This window comes from Fischerella thermalis PCC 7521 (assembly GCF_000317225.1).
Lineage (GTDB): Bacteria > Cyanobacteriota > Cyanobacteriia > Cyanobacteriales > Nostocaceae > Fischerella > Fischerella thermalis.
The window spans coordinates 104,143-124,831 of sequence record NZ_AJLL01000098.1 but is presented as its reverse complement, the minus strand read 5'-3'; the positions used below and the strand labels follow the sequence as shown (position 1 = coordinate 124,831).

20 protein-coding genes are annotated in these 20,689 nt (G+C 43.1%); 8 read left to right on the top strand and 12 right to left on the bottom strand.

Going from position 1 to position 20,689, the window contains the following annotated elements; translation table 11 throughout:
- Positions 1-15: 15 nt before the first annotated feature.
- A complete protein-coding gene (rppA, locus tag UYK_RS0121145; RefSeq protein WP_009756762.1) occupies positions 16-705 on the top strand; it encodes a two-component system response regulator RppA in 690 nt (229 codons plus the stop codon).
- A gap of 35 nt (positions 706-740) precedes the next feature.
- Here the strand turns inward: rppA and UYK_RS0121140 are convergent, their stop codons facing one another.
- Both UYK_RS0121140 and UYK_RS0121135 read right to left on the bottom strand, forming a co-directional pair.
- A complete protein-coding gene (locus UYK_RS0121140) occupies positions 741-1,145 on the bottom strand; it encodes a DUF4359 domain-containing protein (protein WP_009756761.1) in 405 nt (134 codons plus the stop codon).
- A 111-nt stretch (positions 1,146-1,256) separates the two neighbouring features.
- Positions 1,257-2,351 (bottom strand): IS701 family transposase, encoded by a 1,095-nt coding sequence (locus UYK_RS0121135; protein ID WP_009756760.1) that lies wholly within the window; start codon positions 2,349-2,351, stop codon positions 1,257-1,259.
- A 691-nt stretch (positions 2,352-3,042) separates the two neighbouring features.
- On the opposite strand from UYK_RS0121135, the gene UYK_RS0121130 reads away from it, so the two are divergent.
- Together UYK_RS0121130 and ilvC are read left to right on the top strand one after the other, a co-directional pair.
- The gene (locus UYK_RS0121130) at positions 3,043-3,915 is read left to right on the top strand and encodes an aldo/keto reductase (protein ID WP_009756759.1); all 873 of its coding nucleotides are present in this window, start codon (positions 3,043-3,045) and stop codon (positions 3,913-3,915) included.
- Between the two features lie 58 nt (positions 3,916-3,973).
- The gene (ilvC, locus tag UYK_RS0121125; protein WP_009756758.1) at positions 3,974-4,969 is read left to right on the top strand and encodes a ketol-acid reductoisomerase; all 996 of its coding nucleotides are present in this window, start codon (positions 3,974-3,976) and stop codon (positions 4,967-4,969) included.
- Between the two features lie 173 nt (positions 4,970-5,142).
- On the opposite strand, the gene UYK_RS27705 is transcribed toward ilvC, so the two are convergent.
- Positions 5,143-5,337, bottom strand: a complete 195-nt coding sequence (locus UYK_RS27705; protein WP_328587782.1) for an HNH endonuclease — start codon at positions 5,335-5,337, stop codon at positions 5,143-5,145.
- A gap of 386 nt (positions 5,338-5,723) precedes the next feature.
- On the opposite strand from UYK_RS27705, the gene UYK_RS26380 reads away from it, so the two are divergent.
- Positions 5,724-5,927, top strand: coding sequence for a hypothetical protein (locus tag UYK_RS26380; RefSeq protein WP_131474239.1), 204 nt, complete (start codon positions 5,724-5,726; stop codon positions 5,925-5,927).
- Positions 5,928-6,052: 125 nt separating this feature from the next.
- On the opposite strand, the gene hisS is transcribed toward UYK_RS26380, so the two are convergent.
- The 7 genes from hisS to UYK_RS26375 all read right to left on the bottom strand — a co-directional run bounded on the left by hisS (position 6,053) and on the right by UYK_RS26375 (position 11,918).
- Positions 6,053-7,450: a histidine--tRNA ligase gene (gene hisS, locus UYK_RS0121115; RefSeq protein ID WP_009756757.1), complete on the bottom strand. Its 1,398-nt coding sequence runs from the start codon at positions 7,448-7,450 to the stop codon at positions 6,053-6,055.
- Positions 7,451-7,570: 120 nt separating this feature from the next.
- A complete protein-coding gene (locus UYK_RS0121110) occupies positions 7,571-8,017 on the bottom strand; it encodes a DUF3598 family protein (protein WP_009756756.1) in 447 nt (148 codons plus the stop codon).
- Positions 8,018-8,036: 19 nt separating this feature from the next.
- Positions 8,037-8,624 carry a hypothetical protein gene (locus UYK_RS0121105; RefSeq protein WP_009756755.1) on the bottom strand — a complete coding sequence of 196 codons (588 nt, stop codon included), beginning with the start codon at positions 8,622-8,624 and terminating at the stop codon, positions 8,037-8,039.
- On the bottom strand, positions 8,617-10,032 hold the full coding sequence (locus UYK_RS0121100) for an aldehyde dehydrogenase family protein (RefSeq protein ID WP_009756754.1): 1,416 nt from the start codon (positions 10,030-10,032) through the stop codon (positions 8,617-8,619). Before UYK_RS0121100 ends, UYK_RS0121105 begins: the two co-directional genes overlap by 8 nt.
- 77 nt (positions 10,033-10,109) lie before the next feature.
- Complete coding sequence (locus UYK_RS0121095; RefSeq protein WP_009756753.1) at positions 10,110-11,153, bottom strand: nitrilase-related carbon-nitrogen hydrolase; 1,044 nt, start codon at positions 11,151-11,153, stop codon at positions 10,110-10,112.
- A 54-nt stretch (positions 11,154-11,207) separates the two neighbouring features.
- Complete coding sequence (locus UYK_RS0121090) at positions 11,208-11,357, bottom strand: red chlorophyll catabolite reductase (RefSeq protein WP_009756752.1); 150 nt, start codon at positions 11,355-11,357, stop codon at positions 11,208-11,210.
- 309 nt (positions 11,358-11,666) lie between these two features.
- Positions 11,667-11,918, bottom strand: a complete 252-nt coding sequence (locus tag UYK_RS26375; protein ID WP_157221845.1) for a hypothetical protein — start codon at positions 11,916-11,918, stop codon at positions 11,667-11,669.
- 338 nt (positions 11,919-12,256) lie between these two features.
- On the opposite strand from UYK_RS26375, the gene UYK_RS0121080 reads away from it, so the two are divergent.
- Positions 12,257-13,444 (top strand): tetratricopeptide repeat protein, encoded by a 1,188-nt coding sequence (locus tag UYK_RS0121080; protein ID WP_268741954.1) that lies wholly within the window; start codon positions 12,257-12,259, stop codon positions 13,442-13,444.
- Between the two features lie 437 nt (positions 13,445-13,881).
- On the opposite strand, the gene ftsH is transcribed toward UYK_RS0121080, so the two are convergent.
- Positions 13,882-15,852 carry an ATP-dependent zinc metalloprotease FtsH gene (ftsH, locus tag UYK_RS0121075; RefSeq protein ID WP_016872112.1) on the bottom strand — a complete coding sequence of 657 codons (1,971 nt, stop codon included), beginning with the start codon at positions 15,850-15,852 and terminating at the stop codon, positions 13,882-13,884.
- A gap of 338 nt (positions 15,853-16,190) precedes the next feature.
- Here ftsH and groES point away from each other — a divergent pair, with 338 nt between their 5' ends.
- From groES to UYK_RS0121060, 3 genes are all read left to right on the top strand, one after another.
- Positions 16,191-16,502 carry a co-chaperone GroES gene (gene groES, locus UYK_RS0121070; RefSeq protein WP_009756748.1) on the top strand — a complete coding sequence of 104 codons (312 nt, stop codon included), beginning with the start codon at positions 16,191-16,193 and terminating at the stop codon, positions 16,500-16,502.
- A gap of 147 nt (positions 16,503-16,649) precedes the next feature.
- A complete protein-coding gene (gene groL, locus UYK_RS0121065) occupies positions 16,650-18,284 on the top strand; it encodes a chaperonin GroEL (protein WP_009756747.1) in 1,635 nt (544 codons plus the stop codon).
- Between the two features lie 97 nt (positions 18,285-18,381).
- Positions 18,382-20,037 carry an ABC1 kinase family protein gene (locus UYK_RS0121060; protein ID WP_016872111.1) on the top strand — a complete coding sequence of 552 codons (1,656 nt, stop codon included), beginning with the start codon at positions 18,382-18,384 and terminating at the stop codon, positions 20,035-20,037.
- An 18-nt stretch (positions 20,038-20,055) separates the two neighbouring features.
- On the opposite strand, the gene UYK_RS0121055 is transcribed toward UYK_RS0121060, so the two are convergent.
- A complete protein-coding gene (locus UYK_RS0121055) occupies positions 20,056-20,682 on the bottom strand; it encodes a MarC family protein (RefSeq protein ID WP_026086541.1) in 627 nt (208 codons plus the stop codon).
- Positions 20,683-20,689 lie beyond the last annotated feature (7 nt).

Sequence of the window (20,689 nt, the reverse complement as noted above, 5' to 3'; positions counted from 1 at the left end):
TATTGATGGCTGGTCATGCGAATTTTAGTAGTTGATGACGAAATTGAATTGACTGACCCTTTGAGTCGGATTTTAAGTCGTGAAGGATACAGTGTCGATGCTGCTTATGATGGTACAAGTGGCGGTCAACTGGCACAAACTAGCAATTACGACTTGCTGATTTTAGATTGGATGCTACCTGGAAAAACGGGATTGGAGATATGTCAAGAATTACGCAGGCGAGGAATTACTACTCCTGTGTTATTTCTGACTGCGAAAGATACTCTTGATGACCGAGTTGAAGGTTTAGATGCTGGTGCAGATGACTATTTAGTCAAGCCTTTTGAACTGCGAGAGTTACTAGCAAGAGTCCGTGCTTTGTTACGACGATCTGTTTCTCAGATACCGGGTACACTTACAGTTCGCTTGACAGTAGCTGATCTGGAACTTGACCCAGAAAATCAAGTCGCCTATCGTCAAGGACGGGTAATAGAATTATCACAAAAAGAAAGTCAGTTGCTACAGTATTTTATGGAAAATACTGGCAAGCTCCTGACCCATACCCAAATTATGCAATACTTGTGGCAAGATAACGAGCAACCGAGTAGCAATGTTATTGCTGCGCTAGTACGTCTGTTAAGACGCAAGATTGAGTTAACTGGTGAAACTCAATTAATTCATAGTGTTTATGGTAAAGGATATCGCTTTGGAATATCTAATGAATAGTGAACAGTTATCAGTTATCAGTTATCAAGACTCTATTATTTTTGAAATGTGAAAAAATTCCCGAATGCGCCAATTGTTTTAAAGTTATATCCAGGTACTTTGGTAGTGTAGATACTAAAAGCTACAAAGTTCTGACGCTCGGTTGATGTGGCAATAAAATCTTTAATATTGTTACTTTGAAAAGTAATCCCCGTTGCTAATCCCGATTTACAGGTATTGGCTGTAAGTTTGCTTATATCCTCCCACAACTGTCCTTGTGGTAACTGTGGTCCTTGGCAAATCGCGTTTTGTATTTCGCTGGTGAGTCGTTCTGCGGCATAATTAACATAAGTATTATTATCAGGATTAGTAAAAGACATTACACCTACAACACTGGCAATAGCTATCAGTGTGAATGTACTTTTTCTTATACCTAAATGATTGTGCAATGATGCCTTCATAAGTTTTTCATCAAACAATGCAATTGACTGCTTGATGGTATATACAGTAGCAAAGACACGGATTTCCGAAACCTCAGGTAAAAAGCTGCTACAAGTCAACAGCGTACCGTGTTATGCAATAAGTTCAGTGTTTTGGTTGTGAATCGCTTGATTAGATTTTTGCTGAAAAATATGAAATTGCATACTCAGCATACAGTAAACACTAGACACAATTTCCCACCAACGTTCTATTTGCTCATAATTAGTGATACGAAAATCTGACCAACCTATGTAGTTTTTACTGTGTTTACAGCCATACTCCAACCAAGTTATTAACCCATAGGGGTTATCAACTGCTGAATTAATAAACTTTGGTAAATTACTCATTAAAAACATAGTGAAATTCTCAGCAGATTGTTCTCTATTGTTTGTAATCTGCCAATACCTTAGTTCTCGACGGCTACCAAAGATAATTTCACGAATATAGCTTTGTTCTGTTTTGCCGTTACTGAAAATTCGATGAAATTTTTTCCAACTGGTGTACCTTATCTTCTGGCTAGGGGCTAACCAAAAACCAACATTACTTCTAATTGCAACAATGAAATTAAGTTGAGATTGATTTAAAATATTAATTAGGGTATCACACTCTCCATAGACAGTATCTGCTAATACCAAGTCAAATGTGAACCCTCCTGCTTGTAATTCTTCAATTATCTCAGCAATTAATTGGGGCTTAGTTTTAAAAGTATCTCCCGGTTTTAATCTTTTTAGCGGTCTGAAAACTTTAAATGTAAGAGGAAAAATTAAACCATCTAGGAAAGCATAGGCATTGACTGAAACAATTCCATTTTCAAATTTGCCTAAGTTCCCAATATACTGTTTGTCTACATAATCTGTAGTTTTACCTTTTTTTTTATCTCCAGTATCATCAATAATTAAGGTAAAGCTCCTTCTTTGCAAAACCTGACGAATAATAGATAATCTTTGATTTCTGAGTTCGTTGATTTGCCAGGGTGATTCGGTAACAAAATGGAGTAAAGCTTGATTATTTAATCCTAAATATTTAGCGATCGCAGGTAAACTTTTGCGATCAATATCAGAAACTAAACCTACATGCAACCACTTGAAAAATTCAAAACTTCTCACCTCTGGAAAAAGATGTTTGTAGTTTGCACAATAGTTATCCACAAAAGTACGGGTAGTAGTTGCTTCCCTGGGTTGCGCCATATTTTGACTCCGGAAAAAAATATGGATGCTTATAAATGAGATATTTTTTAGTGGCGTCACATAATATAACTCAAAGTTTACTTACAGTTTTATGAAGCTTTATTGAAGTAATTTTTTTTGCTTGTTCTATCTTTCACAGATTTTTATATAAATTTATTGCCAAAGGAGAATATTTTATTGTATGGCAAAAAACATAGATAATTAGTATACATAATTTTTTGTCAGTAATTATACTAATTATATTTTTGTCTGAATTTCGACATAATGAATAAAAATCTACTAGTTAAGAATGGATCTACAAAACAAACATCCGTCTACTCTTAAGGATAATTATGTGTTTGTCATACAAAAATCAATCTATTAACATTTAAATAGCAAGTTACATAAGAATAATTTTCTAGTTCACTAGAGATAAAAATTAATTTTTATTAATTAAGTAATCATGGTCAATAATGACACCATATATGCTAAGCGTTATTTTTACTACATTTATTTTTCTTGTATCTTGATTAGTTGAGTATTTAATGGGTAATTTAATTGACATACAGGTAAAGACTGTTAAAAGCGATCGCTCCTATACATTCTGCAAATAAGCAGCTATTAAGAGACTACATTTCTCATCATTCTGATCACCCTGATCACCGAAAGCGCTAGAGTGAGGTTAAGAGTACTGAAAACCTTAGCCATAAACATGGAAACAAAACAACTAGGTAACACAGGTGTTTATGTGAGTACCATTGGTTTAGGGGCGATGCCGATGTCGTTAAGCAACCGTCCCCCAGAGTCGCAGTCAATCAATGTTATTCAGCGTGCTTTGGAGTTGGGAGTCACTTTCATTGATACTGCTGATTCTTACTGTCGAGATGAAACAGACAAGCACCACAATGAGCGACTGATTCACAAAGCTTTGCAAAGTTACAATGGGGATACCAGTAATGTGATGGTGGCAACCAAGGGTGGCTTAATGCGTCCCAATGGTAGTTGGACACGTAATGGCAACCCTAATCATTTGCGAGAAACTATTCGGATTAGCTTTGAGGCTTTAGGTGGTAATAAACCCATTGATCTATGGCAATACCACGCACCTGATCCCGACTACACTATTGAAGAATCCCTCACACCAGCTAAAGAAGCAGTCAGAGCTGGAATAATTAGATTTGTGGGAGTTTCTAACTTTTCTGTAGAACAAATCAAAAGGGCGCGGGATGTAGTTGATATTGTCTCGGTGCAGAATCAATACAATCCTTGGCAGCGTCAACCAGAATTTGATGGGGTACTAGAGTATTGTGAGACTGAAGGTTTAACTTTTTTACCTTGGAGTCCTTTCGGTGGTAGTCGTCGTCACGAAAATTTACAAGATATCCCAGCGATCGCTCAATTAGCCAAAACAAAAGGCGTATCAGTGTACTCTATTGTATTAGCATGGTTACTGGCAAAATCGCCCTGTATCTTGCCCATCCCGGGTGCGAGTAAAATTTCTAGCATTGAAGATAGCGTACGTGCTGTGGATCTGCAATTATCTGAGCAAGAAGTACAAATAATAGATCGAGAAACAGCGTCATAATCAGGTAAAATAACAAGTCTGCAATCAAACAAGATGCTTGCTGACTGGAGACGCGCTTATGGCTCGGATGTATTACGACGCAGATGCAAATTTAGACCTTTTAGCTGGAAAAACCATTGCGATTATCGGTTATGGTTCCCAAGGTCATGCTCACGCCCTTAACCTCAAGGATAGTGGCATGAACGTGATTGTCGGATTATATCCGGGTAGCAAGTCAGCCGCAAAAGCCGAAGCAGCTGGGTTAACTGTCAAAAGTGTGGCAGATGCAGCCAAAACTGCTGACTTGTTGATGATTTTATTACCTGATGAAGTACAAAGAACTGTTTACAAAAACGAAATTGAACCAAATTTAGAACCAGGTAACATCTTAGCTTTTGCCCACGGGTTCAACATTCACTTTGGTCAAATTGTCCCACCTGCTGAGGTAGACGTGATCATGGTAGCACCCAAAGGGCCAGGACATTTGGTCAGACGGACTTACGAACAAGGACAAGGAGTACCTTGTCTGTTTGCTGTCTATCAAAATGCTTCTGGACAAGCACGCGATCGCGCCATGGCATATGCTAAGGGTATCGGTGGTACACGCGCTGGGATTCTGGAAACCACCTTCCGCGAAGAAACTGAAACAGATTTGTTCGGTGAACAAGCAGTATTGTGTGGTGGCTTGAGTGCCTTAATTAAAGCCGGATTTGAAACTTTGGTAGAAGCTGGATACCAACCGGAACTAGCTTATTTTGAATGTCTCCATGAAGTCAAATTGATTGTTGACTTGATTGTGGAAGGCGGGCTAGCAAAAATGCGTGATAGTATTTCCAATACCGCAGAATATGGGGATTACACCCGTGGACCTCGGATTGTCAATGAACAAACCAAGGCAGAAATGCAAAAAATTCTGCAAGAAATTCAAACTGGTCAGTTTGCACGGGAATTTGTTTTGGAAAATCAAGCAGGTAAACCTGGGTTTACTGCAATGCGTCGTAAAGAAGCCGAACATCCAGTGGAGGAAATTGGTAAAGATTTACGTGCGATGTTTAGTTGGCTGAAGAAAGATTAATTATAGAAGAAGGTAGAGGGCACAAAGAAGGTAATCCGTTAACCTAAGCATGAGAGTCACCCCTCATGCTCGGCTTCAAAACCGTGGTTGATGTAGGGTGGGTAGCCAGCGAGTTACCATTATTGGCACTTTTCCAACCACCCCCCTCCAAACTACGCATGACCGTTTCCGTATCACGTAGCTTTCCAGTAATCTTTACGTTTGAGAGCTTCACCATCGTAGCGTCCGTATTGGATTTTCTCATGGCATTGACGGCAAACCACGAGGGTTTTACGTTTACGTGCCGACATTTTGAGCATCCATTCGGGGCGTTCCTGACAACCATGAGGCTTAATATCTGCTAATTTGCGGATATGGTGGACTTCAATTTGGAGTCAGTTGCCCTGAACTCCAGCCAACTGTGTTGGCAATTCAATCAGTGCGTACCACGGCGCACGCTTTCACATCACACGGCTCCTCTCCAAGTTAACCATTGTCATTGTACGTTCGTTGAGTTGAAAGGTTGCCTTTGCTACCATGTATCTGGTCGTGACAATATAGGACTAATTTGTCATTGCCAAAAGTCCAATTTTTATGTTTTAGGATGTGCCAGTATTTTCTGGCTATCCATTTACTCGATTTCTTGGGATGTCTGAACTTCGCCCAGCCTCGGAATAATTTCCAAAATACCTTACGGTCTAATTCTGAAAATGTGACAGATTAATGTGACTTTGCTTGCGCTAACCGTGACCAACTGTGTTAGATGGGGTTCTGGGTGAGACTTCCAGTTACCACCGTTTATCCCCGCTTTACCCGTTTGATAATCAGTCGCCCAGGTAGAGGAGGATACACTGTCATCCTGTCACCACAGGAGGTAGGAATTTCACCTACACGAACAACAAGTTGTCAAGGTACAGGTTGGAATGTTTATATTCCTTGTTCTACTCATTTCTGGCGAACGGATCGCACCCCTAAATAAATTTGGGGGATTTAGCAAGGACACAGCATTTCTCGCGCATACTCGAGAAATACATACTTTCAAGCTACCATTCCAAACCAGCAGAAAGCTTACTGTATAAGCTTCTTACTTTCATACTTTATACTTTAGCCTTTAGGTACTAGCCTTTGTTTCACTTCTTCTGCCAAATTAGCCAATGCTACTTCTACTTGTTCACCTGTTTTTAAATCCTTCAGAGAAGATTTTTGCGCTGCTGCTTCATCAGCACCAATAATCACGCAAAATTGTATCCCCTGTTTATCAGCTAGTTGGAATTGTTTACCTAATCCCCGCTTATCGAAGCTGGTGATCACATTAATTCCTGCCTTCCGTAAATCTTGAGATACTTTTAAATAAAGTGGCATTAGTTCTGTTTGCAAATTAACAACCATTACCTGTGCTGGAGTCGGAGCTAAAGTATTTAAAATCCCAGCTTTGATTAAGCGACTCATTAAGCGGGTTAAGCCAATAGAAATACCTACGCCAGGCATTTTTTCGCCTAAAAATACTCCCACTAGTTCTTCATATCTACCACCAGAACAAATACTTCCTAAAGCTTCATGTCCTAGCAGAGTTGTTTCGTAGACTGTTCCGGTGTAGTAATCCAAACCACGAGCTATTGATAAATCAATACAGAAACGATTTTCAGGAACTCCTAAGTTACGCACCCCTGTAATTACTGTTTCTAGTTCGGTAACCCCCAGATTAAATTGTTCGGCTTCTGGCATGATTTGAGCTAGATGCTTGAGTTTATCTAGCATATCGTCCACTGTGCCTTTAATATTAACGAATTCAATAATTTTCTGGGTTTGTTCTGGTGAAATTCCTTCTTTTTCTAACTCCTGTTTAACTTTAGCTTCACCAATTTTTTCTAAGTTATCAATGATACCAATACAGGATTTAATTTTGCTTTCTTCAATTCCTACAGATTGAAAGAAACCTGTGAGAATTTTACGATTGTTGATGCGAATTAAAAAATCACCGATGTTGATGGCTGTAAATATTTCAGTAATTATAGCAGGCATTTGAGCATCATAAAGTAAGCTCAATTCCCGACGACCGACAACATCAATATCACACTGACGAAATTGACGGAAGCGTCCATCTTTTGCCCGTTCGCCACGAAACACTACATCCATTTGGTAACGTGCAAAAGGAAAATTTAAATCATTGAGGTGACGAGCAATATAGGCTGCTAAGGGAACTGTTTGATCAAATTTTAATGCCCGTGCTTCTGAACCACTTTCCCCTGCTTTCTCTTTTTCTGCTTGGCGATTGGGTGGCAATATTGGATTAATACCATAAATAATATTGTCGCCTTGATTACCTTTAGCTTGCAGAACTTCTAACCTTTCGACTGCGGGAGTTTCAATAGGAGTAAATCCGTAACTTTCAAAAACTCTACGGATAGTATCAAGTAAATATACTTCTAGGCGCTTTTCGCCGGGAAGAAATTCTGGAAAACCACTAGGAGTAGAAAAGTTTATTTTTTCGCTTTTTGCCATAGATTCAATTTTGTTAGTGGTTGATGATTATAGAGACGTACCATGGCACATCTCCACATTAGTTGAAATCAGTTACCTGTTTAATTTGATAACTGATAACTAATAACTGATAACTGATTGTTAACGCATCCGTTCCTCTTGAATCAGGGTGCGTTGAAATATTCGATTATCTTTAAACCATTGCCAAGTCCGGGCGCGGTAGTTATTGCAAGGACTAATTTGAATCATTTCATATAAGTATGTTCCTGGCATTCCCTTATATGAAAACCACAAAATAATTGTATGATCATCTACTTCCCAAGCTTTCCCTGCAATGCGTTCTGTATCAAACCAAATTGCTTTATCCCGGTAAGTTGCAGGAAATTTATGTTCTTCTTTTCGACCATCAACCCAGTTATAGCGATTAGTTTGGTAGTAGGAATAACGGCTATCTACTGGAAATTCGCAGGTTAAGTGAGATTGATGCTGATCAAGAATTTTTCCTTGTGTATCAACCAGTATATACGTACCTTTCCAATCTCCTTCATGACGGGCCAAAACGGGCATTTCTTCTCGGATGGAAGACACGATCACCCTCCTTTTACTTTTAGCGATTTGGTAATAACCATACAAGCATGATACCTGTGACTAAACCACTTCCAGTCCAACCACTACCATAGGCGATCGCACCTGCCATTTGTGCATTGACTTTCATTGCTATAGTTTGACATGCGGCAGCACACACAGCTGCACTCACAGCCCCATTCACAAATCCTCCGACACTGCTAGCCAGAATCCACCACCATGCTTGTTGCAAATGCTGACGCAAAACCAACCACTGGGCTACTCCCAATACAGTGAAAGTGACTAACTGATTTACAGCATTTAACCAGAATACTTCCCAAAGTTTGCTGACTGCCAACAACATCTCTAGAAGGATGGGATTGAGAATTTCTCTTGTCACAAGTGTTACTGGAAAACCCAAGTACCAACCTAAAATACTGGCTATGACCCACCAGTTTGTGTGTCTGATGTAACGTCTTAACACTAACCATTGGGCAACTCCGAGAATCGGGCCAGTTAAAACTAATGTTGCGAAAAACTGGAATCCACCCTCCTCTAAAGCGCCAACAATAGCGCCACCCACTGCATTAGCCAGTACCCACCACAACAATAGTTTTCTCTTGTTAACCATCAAACCACCAAGGATCAGGAGCGGAATTTGTTTTAACTAAGAAGGCTTTTTTCCGCACGAATCGCATCAATGCAGCAGCCCCCATGCGCGAACCACCTAAACCGGAGTATTTGAAAGAATTTTTTTCTCCCTCATATATGAGTGCAGTCAGACCTGCATCATTAATACAAATAGCACCTGCATCTATATATTGGGCAACTGCTAATGCTTCTGCTTCCTCTGCTGCAAAGACTGCTGCACTCAGCCCATAAATCGTATCGTTTGCCAAGTTAATTGCTTCTGCTGGTGTCGAAAAAGCCATAATTGGCATGATTGGACCAAATGTCTCCTCTGTCATTACTTTCATTGTGTGATTAACTTGGGTGAGAACTGTCGGACGACACCACCATCCTCCCCCACTATCTTCTACTTTACCCCCGCAGTGTACAACTGCTCCTTTTTCTATAGCGTCTAGCAAATGCTCACTAATAATTGCGGCTTGTCTTTCGGCAATGATCGGACCAATTTCACCACTTTCTAATTTGGGGTAGGCTAATTCCAAACCTTGGGCTTTAGTGACGAGTCGTTCAACAAAAGGTTTAAAGATAGATTCTGCAACATAGATGCGTTCAATGGAAAGACATGACTGACCGCTATTGACAACCGAACTCCACAAAACCGCTGAGGTAGCTAATTCTAAATCAGCCGATTCCAAAACGATCGCTGCATCTTTACCTCCTAATTCTAAAAAAGCTGGAATGAAGCGTTTTGCAGCAGCTTCTGCAACTTTTCGTCCTGTGGCTACACTGCCTGTAAAGCAAACTAAGTCTACATTTTCAATCAAATTAGCACCTGTTTGACCTGCTCCTTCTACAAAAGTAAATATTTCCCGCAATGGCGGAACAGCGTTAATTGCTGTTAATAGCGGTGTCATAAACCGGGGTGCAATTTCGCTGGGTTTCACAACCACAGCACAACCTGCTAGCAGTGCTGGAATCACATCCATGGTTGACAGTAATAATGGTAAGTTCCACGGACTAATTACCCCCACCAGAGGATAAGGAACTGCTTTTTGTTGCAGTTTGATAAATGGTACTGCTGTCTGTTTTTCTGTTTCTTCTAATAACTTTGGTGCTAATTTACACCACTTATCAATATTAGAAAGAAACGAGTCAATTTCTAATACCGAAATTGACAATCTACCTGTATCAGCAACTAAGGCTTCAGTGAGTTTATCCCGCCCAGCAATAATAGCTTGTTTCCACTGTTGCAAAGCAGTTATTCGTCCTTCTAAACCAAGTTGCTGCCAGCCTTTTTGCGCTCTCCGCAAACGATTGCACAATTGTGCTAAAAGTTTTGGCGGTGGCGGTATAATTACGTAATCATATTTCCCCGTACGAGGATTACGGACATCTATTGGTTTGGTCATTGGTTAGTGGTTAATGGTTGGTTGTTGATGGTTGATAATAATTTCTCTACTCCCCCCATCACCCCATCACCCCACCCTCAAATCACTCCCAATTTGGCTAAACGCTCAATTGTTTGTTGCTGGGTTTGGATGAAGTGTTGGCGGTCTACTTCTTTGTCTAGCATAGTGTTTGCAGGATAAAAATTTGACTGGCGGTAGCTGTCTGCGTATAGTTCAAAGCGCTGGCGGGAAAGTAAATTATTTAACCCTGGACGACGGCGATCGCTACGCAAGGCTGCTAGGTTTATTTCTGCAAAAGCTGCCATGCTTTCCCCTGCTCCTGTTTCCGCTAGAACTAATCCCCGATAATCGATGATTTTAGAACCACCATCTGTAGAAGCTTGCGGTATAGGGGTATTGACGATACCAGCAGTATTGGCTGAGACTACGTATGCTATGTTTTCCACTGCCCGGCAAATTTTAGCAGCTTCTTTGGGTGCGCGCTCTTTTCCATAAACTTCTGATGTTGAATGCAGAAAAATCTCTGCACCCCGCATTGTCAAACACCGTGCTACTTCCGGGTACAAAATTTCTTCTGATGCCAAAGCTGCCAAATTACCTATTTCTGTTTTTGCTACGGGAAAAACACCATCCAAACCGTAACAGTCAAGATACTTATCCCAAACATCATGGGGTGTCGGTGTAAACATGGAATTTAAGCGTCGATAACGCAAAACTACTTCACCGGATGGGTCTATTACAAAGCATGTCTGAAAGTATAGGTCTGGGAAATTAGGATCAAGTTCGTAGGCATTACCAGCAATAAAAATTTTCAGCTTCTGAGCAATATTACTGAGGCTCTCATACTCTGCACCCCTCATTTCTAAACAAGCTTTTTCCGCCCAAACAGCAAACGTCTCTCCCATAGGAAAACCTGTGAGGAAGTACTCTGGTAGGACAATTAAACGACAGTCGGAGCCAATAAAAGCGATACTAGCAGCAATTTGCTGTCCTAAGCGCTCAATAGTCTTTTGCATTAAACAACGAGCTTCTTGGCGATCGCGTGCTTGGTTAACTGCATAACATGTTACTTGGAGTGCCAAAGCGCGGTATGAGTTGAGTGTAGTGGTATTTGCTGTCATAATATTAATTCTGTGATTTCAACAGATGCCTTTAACCACCCCATAAGGCTCGTATCAATTTGTCAACTGTACAGCAAGTTGATTTCCTGGATCACGTTCAAAAATGGTACGACGTATAAATAAATCACGAGCAGCCAGGGCTGGCTGCTCTTCTGCTGCTACAGGTTCTTCAGCTCTATCTACCCAGTTCAACCAGCGATCCATTATTTCATGAGCTATGGTGCGAAGTAAAATAATTGTCTAAATTTGTTTGCTGCTTAACCATAAAGTTCTTTGAGATAGTATCCTTACGGTTAACTGAGAGCTTAGCAGTCATGGTTTTATTATGAATGCGATCGCTTGGCGCTTACTGGAGACATTCGTTCACCTTTTAGCAAAGAAATCCAATCTTTACCACCACAAGAGTGCCTACAAGCATTTTCTACATTCAATGCTTATGCTGGAATCTATACAATAGAGGGCAACACGGTGACGCATCATGTCGAGATAGCCTCTATCCCTGGCGTTGCTGAATCAAAATATGAATTTACAATTTACGGGTGTGACCAGACGTAGCAATGCGTAGAGACGTAGCAATGCGTAGAGACGTAGCAATGCGTAGAGACGTAGCAATGCGTAGAGACGTAGCAATGCGTAGAGACGTAGCAATGCGTAGAGACGTAGCAATGCGTAGAGACGTAGCAATGCGTAGAGACGTAGCAATGCGTAGAGACGTAGCAATGCGTAGAGACGTAGCAATGCTACGTCTCTACGAAATGTAGACAAACACAATTCATGATCAAATTCAGCAACCCCCTATCCCTAATCGGGTTGGTACAGACTTAGTTCGTACTTTTACGTTGAACGGGAATCAAGTTACGCTGCAAACGCCACCAACTCAAACTGCTGGTGTCGAAAAAGTCTTTGAACTGGTGTGGGAAAAAGTAGAGCCTTAATCAAGTAGGATTGCTATGACGAAAAACAAGATCCCCGACTCTCTGCAAAAGCCGGGGATCTATATGTTTGGTTTGGGGTGTGCGCTATCTTTTAGTTGATATTGATTTTCGCCCAGACTTAAAATTGCTTATATTTACATAATTTTTAAATAAATATACGATCATTCTATGAAGCTCAGCCTGTGCATGATTGTTAAAGATGAAGAAAAAACACTACCCAAATGTCTGGGCAGCGTCAGAAATGTGGTAGATGAAATAGTAGTATTAGATACAGGCTCAACAGATAGCACCGTGCATATAGCTAACAAATTCGGTGCAAAGGTACATGAGTTTCAATGGTGCAATGACTTTAGTACAGCCCGAAATGAAGCTTTAAAATATGTCACAGGTGATTGGGTTCTAGTTTTAGATGCAGATGAAAGTTTGGCACAAAAGATTGTACCCCAGCTGCGAGAGGCAATCCATAGAGAAGAATATTTACTGATTAATCTAGTTCGTCAAGAAGTAGGGGCGGTACAATCTCCCTATTCCCTAGTTTCCCGTTTATTTCGTCATCATCCAGAAATTTATTTTTCTCGCCCTTACCATGCTTTAGTTGATGATAGCGTCACCGAGATTTTATCCAAAGAGCCAAAATGGGAAGTCGGTTATTTGCATGGTGTGGCAATTCTCCATTCTGGTTATCAAAAAGATGTCATAGATAAAAACAATAAATATGCCAAAGCCCAAGCAGCAATGGAACAGTTTTTAGCTACTCATCCTGATGATCCTTATGTTTGTAGTAAATTAGGGGCATTATATGTGGAAACTGGGAAAATTTCAGAAGGTGTAGAGTTATTGGCCAGAGGAGTCACTACCGCAGAAGACAACTATGACATTTTATATGAACTGTACTATCATTTAGGCATTGCTTACAGTCGAGTACAAAATTTAAAACAGGCTGTTGCTCATTATCAAGCTGCAATTAAATTACCTATTTATCCTATGCTGAAGCTAGGTGCATATAACAATTTAGGTAATTTGTTTAAAACAGCTGGAGATTTAAATCATGCCAAAATTGCTTACGAAAATGCTTTGAAAATTGACCCTAATTTTGCCACAGGACATTACAATTTAGGAATGACTCTGAAAGCAATGGGTTTATATACTGACGCGATCGCTTGCTATCAAAAAGCCATAGGGATCAATCCTAACTACGCCGATGCATATCAAAATTTAGGAGTTGTGCTGCTTAAATTAGGTAACTTGCAGGCTAGTTTAGCTGCCTTTGGCAGAGCGATCGCTCTACATGAAAAAAACAATCCCCAAGAAGCACAGCGACTGCGGCAAGGATTGCAAGAAATGGGGTTAATTTAGAGTAAAACTTCCAATTCATAACTTATAGTAAAAAAATCCTAAGCTTCTACAGGAAGCTTAGGACACTCAATAAATGGATTGCTTCTAAAATAGCAAATTTCAGGAAAAATGTAATTTATTTTTCCTTATGTGTTGTTTTTCTAGAGTTCTTTCCGTATTGACATGAAACCGAGATACATGTAAAAACCTGCACTCCGGGGCTGGAAATCTTTGATATACCTAGCTTTCAAAGATTTCGGATGGCAGATTCATTGCCGCCTCTAAGGTTGGGGAATATTATGTAAATTCACTACATAATCACCGTATCTTTTTATATGCCGATTTACATAAGGGCTTAAAGCCGCGATATGGCGTTGAAGAATCACTTCCCTCTGTTCACTCAACATTTAATTCCCCGAACGGGGTTGGATTTTATATATCCTTGTTCTACTGCAAAGTTAAATAGGCTTTGCAGTATCGCTTGATGCTTGTTGTGAGTTGTGTGTATCTTGTAACAGATTCTGGCCTTCAGGAAGTTGGCCTGTGCGGAGCCAGTGCTGAAGTTCAGCCGGAGGTTTAACCCGTTCTAAGGGCGATCGCAATGCTTCGCCCTCCAAAATTTCGGTTTGGAGTAGCGTCTGGGCAGTTTCTTCAAGCAGTTCCCGGTTTGTTTGCAAGACCGATAGAGCGATATGGTGAGCACCATCGACAATTTCTTTCACCTCACGGTCAATTTCCTCTGCTACCTTGGGGCTGACTGAACGGCGCGGGTTCGGATAGCCTTCCAAAAATTGCTGCTGAATTTTTTCAAACGCCACCGGGCCTAATGTATCGCTCATGCCGTAAAGGGTCACGGCACGCTCCGCCAGATCGGTCGCTTTCTGAATATCATCACTTGCCCCGGTGGAAACTTCGCCAAAGATGAGTTCTTCCGCTGATCGCCCCCCTAACAAAGTAGCAATTCGTCCTCGCAATTCACTCTCGACCATGAGAAACCGATCTTCTTCGGGCAATTGCAGCGTATAGCCCAAAGCCCCCACGCCTCGCGGCACGATCGAGATTTTCTCAACCTTTCCTGCCCCTGGCATCAATGCCCCAACCAGGGCATGACCCACTTCATGGTAGGCAACGGTCTTTTTCTCTAGATCATTAAGGACGCGCGATCGCTTTTCCAAGCCAGCCACCACTCGTTCAATCGCCTCATTAAAGTCAGCCATCGTCACGGCATCCCGATTTTGGCGGGCGGCTAGCAAGGCTGCCTCATTCACCAAATTAGCGAGATCGGCTCCGACAAATCCCGGTGTGCGAGCGGCAATTTTATCTAGATCCACATCAGAAGCGAGCTTGACCCGTCGGGCATGAACCTCCAGAATAGCTTTGCGTCCTATCTTATCGGGGCGATCGACCACAATCTGGCGGTCAAAGCGACCGGGACGACGCAGGGCGGGGTCTAGCACCTCTGGGCGGTTGGTTGCCGCCAGGATGATAACTCCTGTATTGGCATCGAAGCCATCCATTTCGGTTAGTAATTGATTGAGGGTTTGTTCGCGCTCATCGTTGCCGCCCACAAACGGGCCACCCGCCGCCCGCGATTTACCAAGGGCATCGAGTTCATCAATAAACACAATACAGGGAGCCTGTTGCTTCGCTTGTTCAAATAAGTCGCGCACCCGTGCAGCCCCAACCCCGACAAACAGTTCAATAAACTCCGAGCCGGAAATGCTAAAGAAAGGAACACCGGCTTCTCCAGCGATCGCCTTTGCCAGCAAGGTTTTACCCGTTCCCGGTGGACCTACCAATAACACGCCCTTAGGAATTTTGGCACCCAGACGGGCATAGCGATCAGCGTGCTTGAGAAAGTCTACGATCTCCTGTAGCTCTGCCTTCGCTTCGTCGATCCCGGCAACATCTGCAAAGGTGACCCCCGTATCCCCTTCTGAGTAAATCCGGGCTTTGCTTTTACCCACCGTCAATGCTGCCGGCCCTCCCTGGGCGCGATTAAACAACCATGCCCAAATGCCGAAGAAGATCAGTGGCGGCAAGACCCAACTTAAGAGGGTGCCGATCCAACCCGTGTTGCTAGGTGGTGGAGCCGCAAATTCCACATTATGCTCTCGCAAAATCTTCGGCAAGTCCAAATCGATTGCTACAGGCGTTGTGGCAAAAATGCGTGGCGGCTCTGTCTCACCGGGTTTGGGCTTCAACTGGTACTCAATTCGATTCGGACTGACGATTGCCCGTGCCACTTGTCCGGCTTCCACCTGCTCAACAAATTCGCTATAAGGAACTTCCGGGGGTCGCGGACTCAAGTTAGGAAAAATCAGCAAATTCAGCAAAAACAGGCTCACCAGAAAAATCAATAAGCTGCCACCTACATCCCTGGGTTTGGGCTGCTTTTGCGATCGCTGAGTTTCAGTTTCCACAGGCATAAGCACAACTTCCTTTGGCAATCACTGGTTCGGAAAACCCCAAAAGGTTCAAGGGCTTCTGGACGGGAAACCCTACTTCTGCCAAGAACCTACTGAAGACTAAATCCTGCATATTTACTGATTAGAGTAGAACATTCAAATCTGTGGAAAAAATGAGTACCGCGATCAGAACGATCATCCAATCGGATTGTTAGATCGTTGAGATTATTCCTCAGAAAGTCCTCAGATTTAGTTGTCAATTTATTGGGTGTAGGTACGGTGTCAGTCTAAACACCCTTGAATGATAGCTCCAGGCAGATGTTGCGTAATTAGATTGCGTATTTGGAGGATGAATACCTATGGCAACCATTAGCTTGAATGTTTCCACGGTAAAACCCTTGGGCGATCGCTTATTTGTTAAAGTTGCCCAAGCCGAGGAGAAAACAGCAGGCGGAATTTTGCTACCCGACACCGCCAAAGAAAAGCCTCAGGTCGGTGAAGTAGTGCAAATTGGGCCGGGCAAACGTGATGAATCAGGAAATCGCATCCCGATGGAAGTCAGCGTTGGAGACAAGGTTCTCTATTCCAAGTACGCTGGCACAGACGTTAAGTTAGGCAGTGAAGATTACGTCTTACTGTCAGAAAAAGACGTGCTTGCTATTGTTGCCTAGAGATCTGTGCTCTATCACCTCTGCTCATTTCAATGAGCAAAAAATCTGCTTAAGTTTCTGTTAGTTTCTGTCAAGTTCGGCCTCGGCTGGATTCCTGTCGAACATTCTACGCTCATGATCTCAATCATTTCAGGAGAGTGATTATCTATGGCCAAAACCATTTTGTACAATGATGTTGCTCGCCGCAGTCTTGAAAAAGGGATTGACGCGCTGGCAGAAGCGGTGGCTGTCACCCTTGGTCCTAAGGGGCGCAATGTGGTGTTGGAGAAGAAATACGGCGCACCGCAAATTATCAATGATGGCGTGACCATTGCCAAAGAAATTGAGCTAGAAGATCACGTAGAAAACACCGGAGTGTCTCTCCTGCGTCAAGCGGCATCGAAAACGAACGATATAGCAGGAGATGGAACGACCACCGCAACCGTACTTGCCCATGCCATGGTTAAAGAAGGGTTGCGCAACGTGGCGGCTGGAGCGAATCCATTGCTGTTGAAGCGAGGTATTGATAAAGCCACCCACTTTATTGTTGACCGGATTCAGGAACATGCCCGTCAGATTGATGACTCCAAATCGATTGCTCAGGTGGCAACCATTTCTGCGGGCAATGATGCTGAAGTTGGGCAAATGATTGCCGAAGCGATGGAAAAAGTCGGCAAAGAAGGCATAATTTCCCTAGAAGAAGGGAAGTCTATGCAGACGGAATTGGAAGTCACGGAAGGGATGCGCTTTGACAAAGGCTATATTTCCCCCTATTTCGTGACCGATGCCGAACGCATGGAAGCGATTCTGGAAGAACCCTATATCCTGATTACCGACAGAAAGATTACCCTGGTGCAGGATCTAGTGCCAATTCTGGAACAGATGGCACGGGCATCCAAACCGCTCCTGATCATTGCTGAAGACATTGAAAAAGAAGCTTTGGCAACCCTGGTTGTGAATAATATGCGTGGCGTACTACGGGTCTGCGCCGTCAAAGCACCAGGATTTGGCGATCGCCGTAAAGCCATGCTGGAAGACATCGCCGTCCTCACCAACGGTCAGGTAATCAGCGAAGACACAGGCTTGAAGTTGGAAAATGCCAAGCTCGAAATGCTTGGTAAAGCCCGTCGTGTCACCATCACCAAAGAAGACACCACGATCGTGGCTGAAGGCAACGAAAAAGCCGTCAAAGCCCGTTGTGAACAAATTCGTCGCCAAATTGAGGAAACCGACTCGTCCTACGACAAAGAAAAACTGCAAGAACGACTGGCGAAGCTCGCAGGTGGCGTAGCAGTCATCAAAGTGGGAGCCGCGACGGAAACCGAATTAAAAGACCGCAAACTCCGGCTGGAAGACGCCATCAACTCGACTAAAGCCGCCGTGGAAGAAGGGATTGTGCCCGGTGGTGGCACCACCTTTGCTCACCTCGCGCCGCAACTGGAAGAATGGGCGAAGAGCAATCTTCAAGATGAACAATTGACCGGTGCCATGATTGTGGCACGTGCCCTCTATGCACCCCTGCGTCGGATTGCGGATAACGCCGGTGTGAATGGTGCAGTGATTGCTGAACATGTGCGAGGGCTGCCCTTTGACGAAGGCTATGATGCCGCCAAAGATACGTTTGCGAACATGTTTGAGGCTGGCATCGTTGACCCAGCAAAAGTAGCTCGTAGTGCCCTGCAAAACGCTGCATCGGTAGCAGGTATGGTGCTGACAACCGAGTGTATTGTTGTTGATAAACCAGAACCAAAGGAGAAAACCCCCGCAGGCGCCGGAGCAGGCGGCGGTGACTTTGACTACTAATGGTAACAGATGAAATAGTGTAAACCGACGAGGAGGGAATATTTGATTTCTCTCCTCATTGTTATTTCTCAATTATTTCTTAGTCAAGTCACTGAAGATGTTTTTACTTGCTGCCAAATCAGCCACCGCCAGCCACCGCCAAGCTGAAATTATTGAAGTCATTTTACGCAATGGCTGGAATTATTTTCGCAGTCGCATTATCAAAGATGCCCAACCCGAACAACCCGCTTTACCTCTACCCCATGTTCTGCGACAAATCTTAATTGAGCTAGGGCCGACCTTTGTTAAGCTCGGACAACTGCTCAGTACTCGTCCAGACTTGCTCAGTCCAGAGTACATTGCAGTGCTGGAAACTTTGCAAAACAATGTTCCTGCTTTACCCTGGAATGAGATAGAACCGATTTTACAAAATGCTTTTGGAGAATCATTTCAATCTAAATTTCTCACTATTGAACCCGTGGCGATTGCCGCTGGTTCTCTGGCCCAGGTGCATCGGGCGGTTTTGAAAAACCACCAAACCGTTGCGATTAAAATTCAACGTCCTGGTATTCGAGAAATTGTCGAGCGGGACTTGGAGGTTCTAGAAGCTCTCGCGAACTGGTTTAGTCGAGATAAAATAGGACAGGCTTACGATTTACCTGGCTTAGTTGAAGAATTTCGATACAGCCTTTTGGGTGAACTTGATTTTCATCGAGAAGCTCGCAACACCGAAAAACTCCGCCAAAATTTAAGCAATAGCCGTTTTTGGAAATCTGGACAAGTCGTTGTTCCCAAGGTGTATTGGGATTGGACAACTGATTGTATTCTGACGTTGGAATGGATTGAAGGGATCAAGCTGAATCAGGTTGATCTCCCCGAACACCGCAAAAAGCGACTGGCAACCTTAGCGGTTCAGGTGGTGATGCAACAAATCTATCTGGATCGATTTTTTCATGCCGATCCCCATCCTGGTAATTTTTTGTATATCGGGGATGATACCCAGGATCGGTTAGCCTTACTGGATTGTGGCATGGTTGCCATGATCGACCCTCGTACACAAAGTATTCTCACCGATCTGCTCATTGGCATTGTGTACGAGCGGCCCAAAATTGTCACCCAGGCCATTCGGGAGCTAGGGTTTACCCGCTTAGATGTCGATTTACGATCAATTGAGTCTGCCTTTGACCGCCTGCTCAGGAGATTTTATACTCGACCTTTGACAGAAATTAACCTGGCTGAACTGCTCAATGAAGCACTGAGGGTGCCACGAGAAAATAATATTCAAATGCCAGGCACGATTGGATTATTTGTGAAAACGATCGCCAATGTGGAAGGAATCGCCCGCCAACTTGATCCCCTATTTCCCTTTGTAGAAGTTGCGCGTCCTATTGTAGAACAGGCAATTCGTCTGCGCCTATTTGGAACTGAGCTATGGCAAGATGCTGTGCAGTCGAGTCTTTATTTATCCCGGCTAACTACCCAATTTCCCCAGCGGTTTGAAGTGTTACTCGATCGCCTAGAGCGCTCAGAGTTAGGCATCAATCTAGGTTGGCGACTAGAGCAAGAATTTTTGCACACGCAGCAACAAGGGATGAACCGTTTGAGTTTAGCTATCCTGTCAATGGGTTCGCTGGTTTCTGGCGCAATTCTACAGCAATTATTGGGACAGGATTCTGTATCTTCTCCTTTGATTGAAATGGTTAGTCAAGGCTTACTCTTATCTGGCATTGGGTTGATGAGTTGGGTGACGATCGCTGTTTTGCGTTCTTTTTGATTGTCTTTTTCTATATACTCAAAACAATGTTTTTTTCATGAGAGCCAAGATCCCATCTATTACATACTGCACTGCCAGTGCCGCCAGTAAAATTCCCAACACTCTGGAAACGACATTAATCCCCGTCCGCCCGAGCCATTGGGTCAGGGTTTGGGCGATCGCCAGCGAACCATAGAGCAACAACAGCACAGACATCGTCATTCCTAAAACGATCACCGTACCAAAGGGATAAATAGTCGCCTCCCCCTGCAAGACCAAAATACTAGCCAATGCACCCGGCCCGGCAATCAACGGCGTTCCCAAGGGAAAGACGCTAATGTCTGTTCGGGTTTGAGCTTCTGATTCTTCTGCTTTCGTTTCTCGCTGATGTTGGGCAAACACCATATCAACGGCTATTTTTAACAATAAAATTCCAGCCGCTACCTGAAAGGCTTCCACGCTAATTCCCAGATAGCGCAGCAAATTGTTACCAAATAGGGCAAAGCTAAATAAAATACCCCCTGCGACTAAAATGGACTGGCGAATGATACGCATTTGCACTTTAGGGGAATACTCACCTGCCAGGGTCAGAAAAATAGGCACTAACCCGATCGGATCAAGAACCACGAAGAGCGTGAAGAATGCTCGTAGAATAAAAGGGGTCATGGGAAGG